This is a genomic window from Spirosoma sordidisoli (assembly GCF_004138325.1).
Lineage (GTDB): Bacteria > Bacteroidota > Bacteroidia > Cytophagales > Spirosomataceae > Spirosoma > Spirosoma sordidisoli.
Genome location: NZ_SBLB01000006.1, coordinates 478,101 through 491,989, shown reverse-complemented (window position 1 = coordinate 491,989; position 13,889 = coordinate 478,101). Strand labels below are relative to the sequence as shown.

Sequence of the window (13,889 nt, the reverse complement as noted above, 5' to 3'; positions counted from 1 at the left end):
CGATAAAAAAAGATAGCATGGAAAATGAGCTGCTTCAGCGAATAACGCTCAATCCGGAGATTTGTCATGGAAAGCCAACGATCCGTAACAAACGGTATCCTGTTGAGCTGATTCTGGACCTGCTGTCGGCGGGCATGACTCAGTCCGAAATTCTGGCTGATTATCCATCGCTGGAAGAAGACGATATTCGGGCGTGCTTAGTATACGCAAGCCGGCTGACACGCATCAAGAGCATTCATCGAGTGCTGGCATGATCTATCTGGTAGATGCGCAACTGCCGTATTTGCTGGCCGACGTGCTGCGGGAGAAAGGCTACGATGTGATTCATACAGACGATCTGCCTGATAAAGATGAAACCAGCGATAGCGTCATTCGTGAACTGGCAACTCGCCAAAATCGAATTGTAATCACGAAAGACACCGACTTTCAGGATAGTTATTTGCTCTTCAAAAAGCCGCCCCAACTGCTGTTAGTAACCACCGGTAATATAAAGAATCGGAGGTTGCTCGACCTCTTTCGGCAAACAATAGCGGCAATAGATACCTTGTTTGCGCAGCACACGTTCATTGAACTAACAAACGAAGACTTTATCGTTCACGAGTGACGGCTGCGGGTGTCTTCGCCGACGTGGTCAGTATCGGAAGCTAGTTGGCCTGAAGCTGTCTACTCGCAGGCGTAGGTGTAGGCCTGGCGGTTTTTTCGGGTAATCGGATTCGGATTGTTGGCCTGGTACAGCAGCGACGTTTGTTCCTGCACCAGGAGCTTGCCCGCGTTATCGTAGGTGGGTGCATTGGTAGCCGATTCGCGCAGACTACCCCGAACGCCGTTGGTTAGGCTGTACAGCTTGTATTCTGCCGGTGTTTTCAGGTGCCAGAACCGACCCGGTGCCGACTCGGCCCCCAGGGTCATGGCGATGAGCGTCAGCACCGCCCGTTCGGGAAGGTAATTGTAGGGCGACGCATTCGGGCCGGTCGTATAATCTGTTTCCTGCTCGGGCGTGGCCCCGCCAACTAATGTAGAGCGGTTGCGTTCCGTAATCAGGTTGCCGGCCTGATCGTAGGTGAACGTATAGCTCCGTTCGAGGGTGAGCGAATTGTTGGGCAACACCTGCCGGCGCTCGGTGAGACGCTGTAGCATCCCCGCTCCCGTATACGTCATATCGAAGGTTGAATAGGATACCCCATTGCGGCTAAAGGTGGCACTGAGCGGTTGCGTAGCCGTTGCCGCGTAGGTCAGCGCCAGTACGTCGTTAGTACCCCGGCTGATGCGCTCGACCCGGCCGTTGCTCCGTTCCAGTAGAAAACGACCCTGTACGGTGGTCGACTGTTCGGTTATTTCGGTCAGGGTGCCGTTGGTATAAGCAAAGGTGCGCGACACCAGGTCGGTCAGGGTGCCGTTGCTTTCTATGAGCTGGTCACTAGTGCTGGTCAGGCGGCAGGTTTCGGACTGTGGAGAAGGGTCTTTTTTACAGGCCAAAAGCCCGATGAGTAAACCGAGCAGGCAAACCAGGGTTTGTATAGATTTAGGGGGCATATTTCGTTGGAAAAGCGTAGGTAAAAGTACATTGAACACATAGGTTAATCAATATTGACACGTTGAAAAGTCGTAGTTTCGCAATTCTGACCGCATATGATCGCCGAAACCCAACAGCAGGCCCTTATTGACCGCATCCGCGACATCGGGCATCCCGAAGCCGTACGTCGGTTCTTCGGGTTGCTGAAGGACCTGATCGATATTGTCAACCTGCCCAACGGCGATGCGCGACTGGCTTTTTCGGTTCGGCGCGAGAAGGCGGCTATCTCGGCCGACGTCAACTTTTTTCAGGCACTGCGTATCCAGAAACCCCGCCGGGGCGAGGTAGAATACCACCTGACCGTTAAGAAGTCGTGTCGCGATCGGCTCAAACGCATCGAAGAGCTGGTGTTTGAGCCGCTGACCGAAAAGTCGGACTATCTGGCCGTAATTGTCGGCCAGTCTAACGTACATCTAATTACTAACCCGACGTTGCGGACCTGCTGGGAAGACTGCCTGCTCGAACTCGTTGAAACCAGCAAACGCGGCCCCCACGCCGTTCGGCACAATCCCGACATCTACATCGCGGCCGAAGACGAAGCGCAGCTCAGCGACCTGCTCCGGCTGGCCGACGACCCGACCCTGGGCGAACGGATGCTGAATGGCCAGGCGGTCGAAGAGCCGGAACCGGCTTATGAACCGGATGATCAGCGCAGCCGCCAGCCCCATAACCTGATTCTGTTCGGTCCGCCCGGCACCGGCAAAACGTTTGCCCTGCAACCGTATCTGGAGAGGGGGACGTCGAGCCTGATCACCTTTCATCCGTCGTACAGCTACGAAGAGTTCATCGAAGGTATCCGGCCCGAAATTGTTGGTTCGCAGATCAGCTACCGGATCCGGAAGGGTATTTTTTACAAAGCCTGTCTGTCGGCTATTCAGCAGGCTGGCTACGCTACGCTGGCCGACTGCCTGAACGATACGCCCGACAACCGTCGGCAGCGCCTGCAACGGGCCCCGGCCCATTATCTGCTCATCGATGAGGTGAACCGGGCCAACGTAGCCAGCGTATTCGGGGATCTGATCACGCTGCTCGAGACCGACAAACGGCTCGGCGCGGACCAGGAACTGTGGCTCACGCTGCCCTACTCGCAGGAGCGGTTTGGCGTGCCGCTCAATCTGTACATCATCGGTACGATGAACACCACCGACCGGTCCATTGCGCTGCTCGACATTGCGCTGCGCCGTCGGTTCGCGTTCCGGGAGATGTTGCCCGATCCGGCCGTATTATCGGTCGTGGACGGGGTCGATCTGGCGCAGCTGCTGCGTACCATCAACGAGCGAATCGAATACCTGCTCGATCGCGATCATCAAATTGGACATGCCTATCTGACCGGTGTCGAAACGCTGGCCGGGTTATGTAGTGCGTTCCGCGACCGGATCATACCGCTGTTGCAGGAATATTTTTTCAGCGACTGGGCTAAAATTCAGCTCGTTCTGGGCGACAATGCGGCCTGGGGTAAAGAGCCTGAACACCGGCTGGTCTGGGTAAAGAAAAAATACACCAATGCCAGTGCCGGTAAACTGTTCGGCGAAACCCCCGATACGATGGACGATGTTATAACCTACGAAATCAACCCGAATCTGGCCAGTGGTTCGTTTGATCAGATACCGGCTGAGGCCTTCGTGAAGATTTATCAGAAATAAAACAGCGGCTGTACGGCTCGGGAAAACAATACCTGCGGATTACAAAACCGTCGCCGGCAGATTGCTATAGAAACATTCAGATGGGGAGACGTGAGGGCCGATCTGCCTGCGGTTGCGTCTCTGTAAACAAAGACAAATATGCGCGCGCTCGTTCTTACAGAATACAATCAGTTTGAGCTACAGGATGTGGCTAAACCAACACCCGGTGCCAGCGAAGTACTTGTTCGGGTACAGGCCGTCGGCATCTGCGGGTCCGATGTACACGGTATGGATGGCAGCAGCGGCCGTCGGATTCCGCCCATCGTGATGGGCCATGAAGCCAGCGGCATCATTGCCGAGGTGGGCGCCGATGTACGCGGCTGGGCCACCGGCGACCGGGTTACCTTCGACTCGACCGTATATGCCCTCGACGACTGGTATAGCCGACGTGGTATGTATAACCTCAGCGATGGCCGTGAAGTAGTGGGGGTGTCGACGCCCGAGTTCAAGCGGCAGGGTGCCTTTGCGGAGTACGTGACGGTACCGCAGCATATTCTGTACGCCATTCCTGAGAACGTTACCTTCACCCAGGCCGCGCTGGTCGAGCCGGTAGCCGTCGCGCTCCATGCGCTGAGCCTGACACCCGTTCAGGTGAACGACTCGGCGGTGGTGGTGGGCGCCGGTATGATCGGGCTGTTCGTCATTCAGGCGCTCCGGCTGGCGGGCTGCGGGGTCATTATAGCCATCGACCTGGACGACGACCGGCTGGCGCTGGCCAAATCGCTCGGGGCTACGCATACCATAAATGCCAAATCGGCCGATGTACCCCAGCAGGTACAGGCGCTGACGAACGGGCGCGGGGCCGATGTGTCGTTTGAAGTGGTCGGGGCGGGCCCAACCGTAAAAACGGCGATCGACTGCGTTCGCAAAGGCGCTACGGTTACGCTCGTCGGTAACCTGGCTCCCACGGTCGAGATTCCGTTGCAGGCCGTTGTGACGCGCCAGCTGCGGCTTCAGGGCTCCTGCGCCATCAATGGCGAGTACGAAGCCTCGCTTTCGCTGATTTCGTCGGGTCGTATCAACGTCGACGCTATTCTGAGCGCCGAAGTACCGCTCGCCGAAGGGGCCGACTGGTTCCGGCGGTTATATGCCAAAGAGAAAGGGCTGATCAAGGTCGTGCTGAAGCCCTAGTTGCCGGGCGCCGATGAGGCCTTGCTGACCGGATCGTTTCGCCCGTCATTGAGCACGAAAGGTAACCGGGAGTACATAAACACTGGAGACGGCTATTCCTGACCGATGGGCCGGATACCAGCGGGGCATCAGCGCTACGGCTTCAAGAGCGGCACTGTCCAGCAGGGAGCCGCGCGATTTGACGACCTTGAGATCAGTCAGATGACCCGTGGACGTTACCCGAAACCGGACATGGACCGTTCCTTCGATACCCGCCTGCTGGGCCTGATGGGGATAAAACGCCGGATTTTGGAAGTACGCTTCCAGAGCCTGATGCCCGCCCGGGAAAAACGGTTCGTTGGTTACAGGCACGAACTCGTCGGTCGATTGCGAATACGGTACAGCCTCTGGCATGGGAGACATGACGGCAGTTACGTTGTCGGCAGCAGCCGATAGCACCGGGTCCAGTAGCTGGGCGGTGGCTACTGAGCTGAAGAGACTCAGGCAGCCGGCGAGCAAAGAGATGGTTTTCATGGCGAAGTAGTTGTTAAGAGGAAAAACACGGGACATGCGATTCATTTAACCTGTAAACGGGCTGGGCGTAGGGCGAAACAACGAACGGGGGAGAGGAGCGTTGGCAGGGGTGAACCGGACCGGGCCTGCCATCATGCACGGATCAAAGGTCGCCTGAATCGGTTCATAAACCTGTCGCACATGAGTCAATCACTATCACTTTTGGGAAACCCCGGAGGGCTTGCCTAACCGGCAACCGGGGCGGGTACGGAGGTTTATCCACTTTACTGATCGAAACAATGAAAACCGGTTTGCTCATTCTGACCCTGTTACTCCTGGTAACTGCGCTTGGCAGTCTTACCACACCGCGATATAGCTCTCCTGCAGAGGTTAGCCCTATAGCCCTTTGCGGAGCCACGGCAGGGAGCCGTATCGACCGGATGGCAAACGGAAAGTTCGTGGTGGCGCTGCCGGGTTGGGGAAACTACTCGTATCCGATTTCTACACGGACAGATAGCGCGCAGTTTTACTTCGATCAGGGCCTGACGATGTATTATAGTTACCATATGAAGGAGGCCATGGCTTCGTTCAAAGAGGTGGCTCGGCTGGACCCCGCCTGCCCGATGGCCTGGTGGGGGCAGGCGCTGGCAGGAGGTCCCTATTACAATGCCGCCCACACCTATACCGTTCCGCCCGACATGGCTTCGGTGCTGGCCCGGATGAACGAGCTGGCGACCCGGGCCAATCCGAAAGAAAAGCGGATGATCGAGGTGATGAACACCCGCTATTCGGCCGACCCGACCGATGCCCGGCGTCAGCAGCTCAATCAGGCCTATGCATCGGCCAGCCGGCAGCTCATGACGGAGTTCGACGATCCTGACCTAGCGATGCTGTATGTAGATGCGGTCATGCTGATTCATGCCTGGGATTTCTGGACTCCTCAGGGCGAGCCAAAAGCCTGGACGCCTGACGTGATAGCCATTACCCAGAACGTACTCCAGAAACACCCGAATCATCCGGCTGCCCTGCATTATTACATTCATCTTACCGAAGCGTCGCGCCAGCCGGAGGTAGCCCTTGCCAGTGCTGAGCGGCTCAAAACCCAGCTTCCCGGCGTAGCTCACATGGTGCACATGGCCAGTCATGAATACCAGCGCAATGGGCTTTTTGAGCAGGGTGTCGTCGTCAACGACCTGGCTGACGATAACCTGATTACGTATGATTCGTTGGCCAGACACCTGGGTCTGGTGAAACACTCGCCCCATTATTTTGCCGTACAAACCTACTGCGCCCTGACCGGGGGGATGTATAAAACCGGGCTGCGCGACGCCCTCCGCTGCCGCCAGTCTGTTTCGCCAACTCCTCAGAATGCCTATGATCAGTATCTGTACATGCTCCCTTCGTTGACGCTGGTCAGGCTGGGTAAATGGAATGAGATACTGGCTACCGACCGACCCAATACCGACTGGGCCTACGCCCGTCTGCTGGATCACTTTGCCCGGGGTATGGCCCTGGTGGCTACCGGTCAGCTCGCCGAAGCCCGCAAAGAACGGCAGGCCCTGGGCGAGCGACTAACCGACCCACTGCTTACCCGACGACGTATCCCGTTCAATGCTCCGCTGCCCGTGGCGCAGATTGCGGATCATATCCTGGAGGCCAGCCTGCTCGTTGCCGATGCCCGCTCTGAGCAGGCGGTGGCCAGCCTCCGGCAGGCGATTGAACGGGAAGACCAGCTTATTTATACCGAACCCAGTGACTGGCCCCTGCCCGCCCGGCAGTATTTAGGGGCTTATTTGCTCAGCATGCGCAAGCCGGCGGAAGCCGAAGCCGTTTATCGGCAGGACCTGGCTCATCATCCGGGTAACGGCTGGTCGCTGGTCGGTCTTCACCAGGCCCTGAGCCGTCAGGGAAAACGCGCCGAACTACCGCAACTCGAAGCCACCTATCGACTGGCCTTCTCCAGGGCTGAGCAGGTGCCCGCTGCGTCTGTTTACTGAGGGGTTACGCCCTAAAAACGTCATCAACAGATTGCTGTCGTTCGGCAATTGCCTTTACTTTGGCCTCACATACTGCCGGTTATACTGACTGATCAGAGGGTAACCCGGCAGACAAGCCCGTATTGTCAAGTTACTGACAGCCTATGAACGCTCTGCTGTTGATAAGCCACCTCTTGGCCAGCTCACCCGCCGATTCGGTACAGAAACAGATCGGCGTTCAGTTGTATACCGGATTTATTATTCCCCATGCCCCCGACCTTCGGCCTATCGCCCAAACGCGACCGGTGGGGGTCGAGATCACCTACAGCCGAACGGCCCTGCAACGAGCCGCCTTCGAGCGCTGTAACTGTTTTGCCCGGGTGGGGGCCTATGCCAACTACGTCACGTTCAGCAATCCGGCCGAGCTGGGACGAACCTACGGCGCCGGTGCTTTTTTCGAGCCGCAGATCCGGTATGGGAAGCCGCTTTCTTTTTCCGTACGGGCTACGGCCGGCCTGGCCTGGTTAACACGTTACTACGACGCCGACCGCAATCCCCGCAACACCTTCTTCGGCGCCCCGCTGAATGGCCTGCTGGCCCTGTCGGCCAGTGCGTACGGACGGCTGGGGCCGCAGGTGGCGCTGTCCGTAACGGCTGGCTATAATCATATATCCAACGGCGGAACCCGGCAACCCAACCGGGGGATGAATTTTCCTACCCTGGCCATCGGGATGCTGTACACCCCGCAGCCGCTTCCGTACCCCGACGTGCGCCAATGGAGTCGGCCGGTGCTGACCCGCCGGTTCGCCGGGCGGCTAACCCCCTTTGCCTCGGTCCGCACGCTGCCGCAAACCATCCGTTTTCCGGAACAGGCCACCTGGCTCTGGGGGCTGACCGGTACCGCTGGTTACCGGCTTAGCCGCTTCAACGCGCTGTCGGGTGGGGTAGAGGTGGTTCACGACGGGTACGTACGTCAGCAGGCCCGCCGGGCGGGTGACCGGCCGGAGAGCTGGCAGCTGGCCGTGCTGGGCGGGTACGAACTCTGGCTGGGGCAGTATACATTCGCTACCCACCTCGGCTGGAACCTGGTACAGCCCGCTACTATACCGGACGGGCGGGTGTTTCAGCGGTACCAGCTGCTCTATACCCTGCAAAACCGGTATCTGCTGGGGGTTGGCCTCAAAGCGAAACTGAACGTGGCCGAGGGCTTCGACATTCGGTTCGGGCTTCGCTTCTGACCCGGGGCCGGCGCGAGCGGCTGGCTGGCACGGCCCTGGCTAGCTCGAAAGCGGGGCTGGTGGGTCGTTTGTTGTCTGGTTTTGAGTAGATGACCCGATACCGTCTCGTTTCATGGTCATACGTATTCATAAGTCTATGCCTAATCCGCTTCGCATCGCCATTATTGGCCCGGGTAAAGTTGCCCATCTGCACGCCAAAGCTGTGTTGCAAACGCCCGATACGACATTATGCGCCATTTACGGCCGCACCCCCGCCAAAACCCGTGCCTTTGCCGACCACTACGGCATACCGGGTTATTCGGACATCTATGACATGGTCGACCGCGAAAATATCGATCTCTGTCTGGTCTGTACACCCCACCCGGCCCACCGCGACCCTACCGTAGCCGCGCTCGATGCGGGGGCGCACGTGCTGGTTGAGAAACCCCTGGCTTCGTCGCTGGCCGATAGTGATGCCATGCTCGAAGCCGCCCGGCGCAATGGGAAGCAGCTGGGCGTAATCAGCCAGCGTCGGTTCTACGCGCCCTGCCAGCGGATTCGGCAGGCGATTGATGCCGGCCAGATTGGCACCCCCGCGCTGGGGGTAGTGCAGATGTACGGCTGGCGCGACGAGGCCTACTACCGCAGCGACCCCTGGCGCGGTACCTGGGCCGGAGAGGGCGGGGGCGTGCTGGTCAACCAGGCTCCGCACCAGCTCGATCTGCTGTTGTGGTACATGGGCGAGGTAGAATCGGTTTACGGGGTCTGGCGTAACATCAACCACCCGTATATCGAAGTCGACGATACGGCGCTGGCTATTGTGCAGTTCAAAAACGGTGGACTGGGCAACATCGTGGTCAGCAATAGCCAGCAGCCGGGTCTGTACGGCAAAGTTCATATCCATGGCCAGAATGGCGCGTCGGTAGGTGTGCAGACCGATGGCGGGGCCATGTTCATTGCCGGTCGGTCGAGTATTGCCGAACCACCCGTCAACGATACCTGGACCATTCCGGGGCAGGAAACGCAGCTGACGCAGTTCATAGCCGACGATACCGCTTTTTTCAATCAAATCGATGCCACGTCGTATTACTTCGGACTGCAAATTGCCGACTTCCGCGACGCGATCAACGAAAACAGGGCACCCCTGGTCACGGGCGAAGACGGCCGTAAGGTGGTCGCGCTTTTCCAGGCTATCTACGAATCGACCCGAACCGGGCAGGTTGTAAAAATGGGTTAATTACGGCAATACAGAACGAAGCCGACTAGCGCCTATTCATGGGCTGGTCGGCTTCATTCATTGGATACTGTCCATACAGCACCAGCACCTCAACTCGTTCAGCTCGGGCAAGCCAGTGGCTGTACCCATCCTCTTCGTTTCGTGTGGACTTACGCCTTGTGCGAAACGATCTCCATCTGCCGGGTCGACGTTTCACCGAGCCCCGCGCCTGTTTACCGACGATTGGTTCAGACCACCAGCGACGGGCCTGATACAGCTCGGGAAAGTTACCCGGTTGACGATGCATGACGAAAGATGACGGGCCGGGCTTTTTCTGGTCTACACAACAAGTGGGTTATCAGTCTAGAAAGCCTATTTAGTATCCTGACCTTTAGCCTTACTGCCTGCAATAAACCGTTCGGTCCATCCTCTAACCAAAACTCAAAACGTCAAGTTTATGACCATTTTCTTTACCCATTCTGGCAGATACCGTTCTTGCCTTGGCCTCCTGTGTTGGCTAGTGAGCCATGTGGGAGTGTTGGGTTTCCCCTCAACGACGCATAGTAACAAAATCAATGAGACAGCAAAAAGTAGTAAACGTGATGAACCCGCGCGGGTATCGACCAATCCGCCCTTTGTCAGCCTGTCGGGAACCAGCTCCGTTTCGGCTATCGATCCTGCCAAATGCTACCGGCTGGTCTCGCGGCTTAGTGGCAAGGTCATCGGCATCGACGCCAACGGTCAGGCCGACGGGACCCCCCTGCGCCAGCGCACCGATGCCAATCTGCTGGCGCAGGGCTGGCGCTTCACCCCCGAGGGCAACTACTACAACATCACGGTGCTGCACACCCAGAAAGGGCTGCAGGTGGCCAACTCGTCGGTGGCCGATGACGCCCTGGTGGAGCAGTGGACGTACTGGGGCGGGTACCATCAGCAGTGGCTGGTGGAGCGCAACGGGGAGGGGTTTTACAGCATCCGCAACCGCAACTCGACCAAGGCCCTGACGGTGCGGGACGCGAGCCTGGCCGAGGGGGCGCTGATCAGCCAGCAGCCGCTGGGCACAGGTCAGCATCAGCAGTGGCGCATCGAAGAGAGAAGCTGCACCACCACCCCCCTGCCCACCACCAACCGGGCACCCATAGCCGTAGCCACCGCGACCTCGCTAACAGGCACCTCACCCCTGAGCGTAACCTTTACCGGTAGTGCTTCCGCCGACCCCGACGGCGACCCCATTACCTACGAGTGGGACTTCGGCGATGGCAGCTCCTTTTCTACCGAAGCCAATCCGGTGAAGGTATTTACGGCTAAACCCGGCAGCCAGGGCATCGGTCTGGTTCTCAACTATACTGTTCGGCTTACGGTCATCGACAATAAAGGGCAGCGCAGCGCGGTTCAGACTCTGTATGTGTCCCTCGCTAACAATGCCCCAACGGTGCGCATCACCAACCCCGTCAATGGGACCAGCTACGCCCTCGACAATGTCACCAGTTATTCGTTGGCGGCTGCGGTCACCGGAAATAGCCTGAAGTCCCAGATCTGGGAGGTGAAGCTGCGAAAGAATAACCGCGAGCAGCTGGTAACAACCGCGTCCGGTGCCAATCCGGTTATCAACATCTTGCCGGTGGGTTGCGAAGGGGAGGATGCCTACTACCTGATAACGGTGAAAGTGATCGACTTTAACGGACTTTCGGGTCAGGATTCTGTCAGGATCAGTCCCGATTGTAATTCACCCAGGCTGTCGGTAACCAACCTGACGGCCACTCCCTTTATAAACGTCAGCACGATCCGGCTCAACTGGACTAACCCCGCATTATCCTTCGACGATGTGCTGGTAGTTGGTAAAGCCGGGGCGGGTATCAACGAGATTCCCCTCGAACCGGCCTATACGGCTAACGCCAGCTTTACGGGCAATGGCTCCGATTTTTACGGCGGCAAAGTGCTCTATCAGGGGATTGGTACGTCGGTAACGGTAACCGATCTGGCGGTGGGACAGACGTACTACTTCCGGGTATACACGCGCAAAGGCAGGGGCTGGACAGGTGGCGTAGCCATCAACGCGACCCCAGCATCGGGCAACCGACCTCCCGTGGCTGTAGCTACCTCGACCTCGCTAACAGGCACCTCACCCCTGAGCGTGACCTTTACCGGCAGTGCCTCCTCCGACCCCGACGGTGACCCCATTACCTACGAGTGGGACTTCGGCGATGGCAGCCCTTTTTCTACCGAGGCCAACCCGGTCAAAACCTTTACCATTCGACCGGGTGCGCAGGGGGTACCCCAACTTAGCTACAGCGTTAGGCTGGTGGTAAGGGATAACCGAGGAGGTGTCGCTACCAGTCAGCTGTTGCTGGTTTCACTGCGCAATTCCGTTTCGGCCATTGACCCCGCCAAATGCTACCGGCTGGTCTCGCGGCTCAGTGGCAAGGTCATCGGCATCGATGCCAACGGTCAGGCCGATGGGACCCCCCTGCGCCAGCGCACCGATGCCAATCTGCTGGCGCAGGGCTGGCGCTTCACCCCCGAGGGTAATTACTACAACATCACGGTGCTGCACACCCAGAAAGGGCTGCAGGTGGCCAACTCGTCGGTGGCCGATGATGCCTTGGTGGAGCAGTGGACGTACTGGGGCGGCTACCATCAGCAGTGGCTGGTGGAGCGCAACGGGGAGGGTTTTTACAGTATCCGCAACCGCAACTCGACCAAGGCCCTGACGGTGCGGGACGCGAGCGTGCCCGAGGGGGCGCTGATCAGCCAGCAGCCGCTGGGTGCGGGGCAGCATCAGCAGTGGCGCATCGAAGAGAGAAGCTGTCCAGCCGCGGGCAGAGTCGGTGCTGAAAAAACAGACGTGGCGTTCAGCCTGTGGCCTAACCCCGCTCGTGATCACGTGCTCATTAACCTCTCGGCCGCTGGTAACCAGTCTGTAGATATGCAGCTGACTGATCTGCTCGGTCGCTCACTACAGCAGCAGCAGCTGGAGGTTGTTCCAGCAGAGCCGTACCGGGTCGATACCAGCCACCTGCCCAACGGTCTGTACCTGATCAGGCTTACGCCGGCCGGGCAACTGCCCGCTACGTTACGGCTGCTGATTCAGCGGTAACCAATGCCGGGCATCGTCTGCTGGAGCTGACGAAGCAGGGGTCGCTGAAAAGCCACACGAGAAAAGGCGTTGATACACCACCAGTGGGCACAAAAAAACCGACGCATCCGTGCGTCGGTTTTTTTGTATCCCAGATAGAGCCTGTCCGGCCTAGTTGGTCGGATCGGCCGGGGTGGCGCTGTTGTTATCGCGCTCCGTAAACGGATAGGGCAGAAAATTGCGTGTCCGTTCGGCGTTGGCCTGCGGGGTCGTCTCGGGGCCGGGGCGGCTGAACCGGCGGCTATCCTCGAGCCGGAAGCCCTGGAACGCCAGTTCGATCTGCCGGTTCCGATAGATTTCGGTCAGTACGGCGGGGCCTGTCTGAGCACCGCTGTAGGCCGGTAGGCCCGCTCCAACACCCCAGGCGTCCTGAGCGGCTGTTTTGGTCAGCACCCGGTTCAGTTCCGTTACGGCGTTGGCTACATCGTTCTTACGCGCATAGGCTTCGGCCCGGATCAACAGCATTTCGCCCGGCAGGTAAACGGGCACCGGGGCGGTATTGGCCGTATAAAAACCCGTACCGAGGTTCTGCGTGGCGGTAGCGCCCGAGCGGGTGTAGAAAGCTATGCGCCGGTCGGCAGCATCGGGAGCCAGCGTTGCCGGCAGTCCGAAATTGGTATTGGTGGGGGCAAATACGTTGGTGTTGCTGAACGCCGTTTCGAACACCGGATTGCGGGAGTTATCGTCAAACGAGAACGAAGAGCGGGTAGCCAGATTGACCCGGCCCGCTGCCGCGATGGCCTTATCGTAATCACCCACAAACAGCGCATACCGGGCAATCAGGGCCTGGATGGTGTTGGTAATGTCGATACCGGTTGGGATGCGACTCAGGAATGCCGCCGATGGGGGCGTGGTGCCGATGAGCGTAGCCGCCGACTCCAGCGTGGAAATCGCATCGCGGAGCAGCTGCTCGCGGCTGACAAAGGCCGCGTTGGTACCCGTGGCCACCGGCGCCTGTTGGAAGAACTGAGCCATCGTACCGAGCGAAAGAGCCTTGAAAATCGACGCATAGGCTACGACGCCCGACCGCAGACCGGCATCGGTAATAACCCGGTTGGCATTGGACAGAACGATATCCGCAGTAGAGCGGGTTAGTTGCGCGCTGGTCCAGAGGTTTCGGATCACGGCGTTCGACCCCTGAACGCTGGCGAAGCCCTGCTCCAGGAATAACTCGTCGGTATTACCGGCGTTCAGCACCCGTAGCTCACGAGTGGCCAGCCCACTGGCCGCCACGCCGTTGTAGATAACGCCCGTTCGGCCGAAGGTGTACCGGTACTGGAGGCCGTTGACCAGCGTAACCAGCCCGTCGGGCGAGTTGACGACCTGCTGTTCGCTGGCTGCGCTGGGGTTCAGATACTCCTGGTTGCAGGCGTTCTGGGTCAGCAGCAACGCCAGCAGGGAGATAAATAGACTATATTTTTTCATTGGTCGATGTCTTGTTTGAGTTCACCGTGTTCGGGTTAGCC

The 13,889-nt window shown here is 58.6% G+C and carries 11 protein-coding genes; 8 read left to right on the top strand and 3 right to left on the bottom strand.

The window, feature by feature from the left end; translation table 11 throughout:
* Nucleotides 1–17 precede the first annotated feature (17 nt).
* Nucleotides 18–254 carry a DUF433 domain-containing protein gene (locus EQG79_RS22320; protein WP_077921477.1) on the top strand — a complete coding sequence of 79 codons (237 nt, stop codon included), beginning with the start codon at nt 18–20 and terminating at the stop codon, nt 252–254.
* On the top strand, nt 251–604 hold the full coding sequence (locus EQG79_RS22315; protein ID WP_129604187.1) for a DUF5615 family PIN-like protein: 354 nt from the start codon (nt 251–253) through the stop codon (nt 602–604). Before EQG79_RS22320 ends, EQG79_RS22315 begins: the two co-directional genes overlap by 4 nt.
* Nucleotides 605–663: 59 nt before the next feature.
* On the opposite strand, the gene EQG79_RS22310 is transcribed toward EQG79_RS22315, so the two are convergent.
* Nucleotides 664–1,533 carry a hypothetical protein gene (locus EQG79_RS22310; RefSeq protein ID WP_129604185.1) on the bottom strand — a complete coding sequence of 290 codons (870 nt, stop codon included), beginning with the start codon at nt 1,531–1,533 and terminating at the stop codon, nt 664–666.
* Nucleotides 1,534–1,629: 96 nt separating this feature from the next.
* On the opposite strand from EQG79_RS22310, the gene EQG79_RS22305 reads away from it, so the two are divergent.
* Together EQG79_RS22305 and EQG79_RS22300 are read left to right on the top strand one after the other, a co-directional pair.
* Nucleotides 1,630–3,216, top strand: coding sequence for an McrB family protein (locus EQG79_RS22305; protein WP_129604181.1), 1,587 nt, complete (start codon nt 1,630–1,632; stop codon nt 3,214–3,216).
* 138 nt (nt 3,217–3,354) lie between these two features.
* Nucleotides 3,355–4,386: a galactitol-1-phosphate 5-dehydrogenase gene (locus EQG79_RS22300; RefSeq protein WP_129604179.1), complete on the top strand. Its 1,032-nt coding sequence runs from the start codon at nt 3,355–3,357 to the stop codon at nt 4,384–4,386.
* A gap of 45 nt (nt 4,387–4,431) precedes the next feature.
* On the opposite strand, the gene EQG79_RS22295 is transcribed toward EQG79_RS22300, so the two are convergent.
* Nucleotides 4,432–4,899 (bottom strand): energy transducer TonB, encoded by a 468-nt coding sequence (locus EQG79_RS22295; protein ID WP_165358939.1) that lies wholly within the window; start codon nt 4,897–4,899, stop codon nt 4,432–4,434.
* Between the two features lie 419 nt (nt 4,900–5,318).
* Here EQG79_RS22295 and EQG79_RS22290 point away from each other — a divergent pair, with 419 nt between their 5' ends.
* The 4 genes from EQG79_RS22290 to EQG79_RS22275 all read left to right on the top strand — a co-directional run bounded on the left by EQG79_RS22290 (nt 5,319) and on the right by EQG79_RS22275 (nt 12,384).
* On the top strand, nt 5,319–6,875 hold the full coding sequence (locus tag EQG79_RS22290) for a tetratricopeptide repeat protein (protein WP_240699421.1): 1,557 nt from the start codon (nt 5,319–5,321) through the stop codon (nt 6,873–6,875).
* Nucleotides 6,876–7,018: 143 nt separating this feature from the next.
* Nucleotides 7,019–8,092 (top strand): acyloxyacyl hydrolase, encoded by a 1,074-nt coding sequence (locus tag EQG79_RS22285; protein ID WP_077921466.1) that lies wholly within the window; start codon nt 7,019–7,021, stop codon nt 8,090–8,092.
* 136 nt (nt 8,093–8,228) lie between these two features.
* Entirely contained in the window at nt 8,229–9,308 is a 1,080-nt protein-coding gene (locus EQG79_RS22280; RefSeq protein WP_129604171.1) for a Gfo/Idh/MocA family protein, read from the top strand.
* Nucleotides 9,309–9,807: 499 nt separating this feature from the next.
* Nucleotides 9,808–12,384 (top strand): RICIN domain-containing protein, encoded by a 2,577-nt coding sequence (locus EQG79_RS22275; RefSeq protein ID WP_165358938.1) that lies wholly within the window; start codon nt 9,808–9,810, stop codon nt 12,382–12,384.
* A 150-nt stretch (nt 12,385–12,534) separates the two neighbouring features.
* Here EQG79_RS22275 and EQG79_RS22270 read toward each other — a convergent pair whose 3' ends face one another.
* Nucleotides 12,535–13,848 carry a RagB/SusD family nutrient uptake outer membrane protein gene (locus EQG79_RS22270; protein WP_129604166.1) on the bottom strand — a complete coding sequence of 438 codons (1,314 nt, stop codon included), beginning with the start codon at nt 13,846–13,848 and terminating at the stop codon, nt 12,535–12,537.
* Between the last annotated feature and the right edge of the window lie 41 nt (nt 13,849–13,889).

Coding starts and splice junctions, on each gene's coding strand:
- EQG79_RS22320 (WP_077921477.1), top strand. CDS start 18: ATGGAAAATGAGCTGCTTCAGCGAATAACGCTCAATCCGGAGATTTGT.
- EQG79_RS22315 (WP_129604187.1), top strand. CDS start 251: ATGATCTATCTGGTAGATGCGCAACTGCCGTATTTGCTGGCCGACGTG.
- EQG79_RS22310 (WP_129604185.1), bottom strand. CDS start 1,533: ATGCCCCCTAAATCTATACAAACCCTGGTTTGCCTGCTCGGTTTACTC.
- EQG79_RS22305 (WP_129604181.1), top strand. CDS start 1,630: ATGATCGCCGAAACCCAACAGCAGGCCCTTATTGACCGCATCCGCGAC.
- EQG79_RS22300 (WP_129604179.1), top strand. CDS start 3,355: ATGCGCGCGCTCGTTCTTACAGAATACAATCAGTTTGAGCTACAGGAT.
- EQG79_RS22295 (WP_165358939.1), bottom strand. CDS start 4,899: ATGAAAACCATCTCTTTGCTCGCCGGCTGCCTGAGTCTCTTCAGCTCA.
- EQG79_RS22290 (WP_240699421.1), top strand. CDS start 5,319: ATGGCAAACGGAAAGTTCGTGGTGGCGCTGCCGGGTTGGGGAAACTAC.
- EQG79_RS22285 (WP_077921466.1), top strand. CDS start 7,019: ATGAACGCTCTGCTGTTGATAAGCCACCTCTTGGCCAGCTCACCCGCC.
- EQG79_RS22280 (WP_129604171.1), top strand. CDS start 8,229: ATGCCTAATCCGCTTCGCATCGCCATTATTGGCCCGGGTAAAGTTGCC.
- EQG79_RS22270 (WP_129604166.1), bottom strand. CDS start 13,848: ATGAAAAAATATAGTCTATTTATCTCCCTGCTGGCGTTGCTGCTGACC.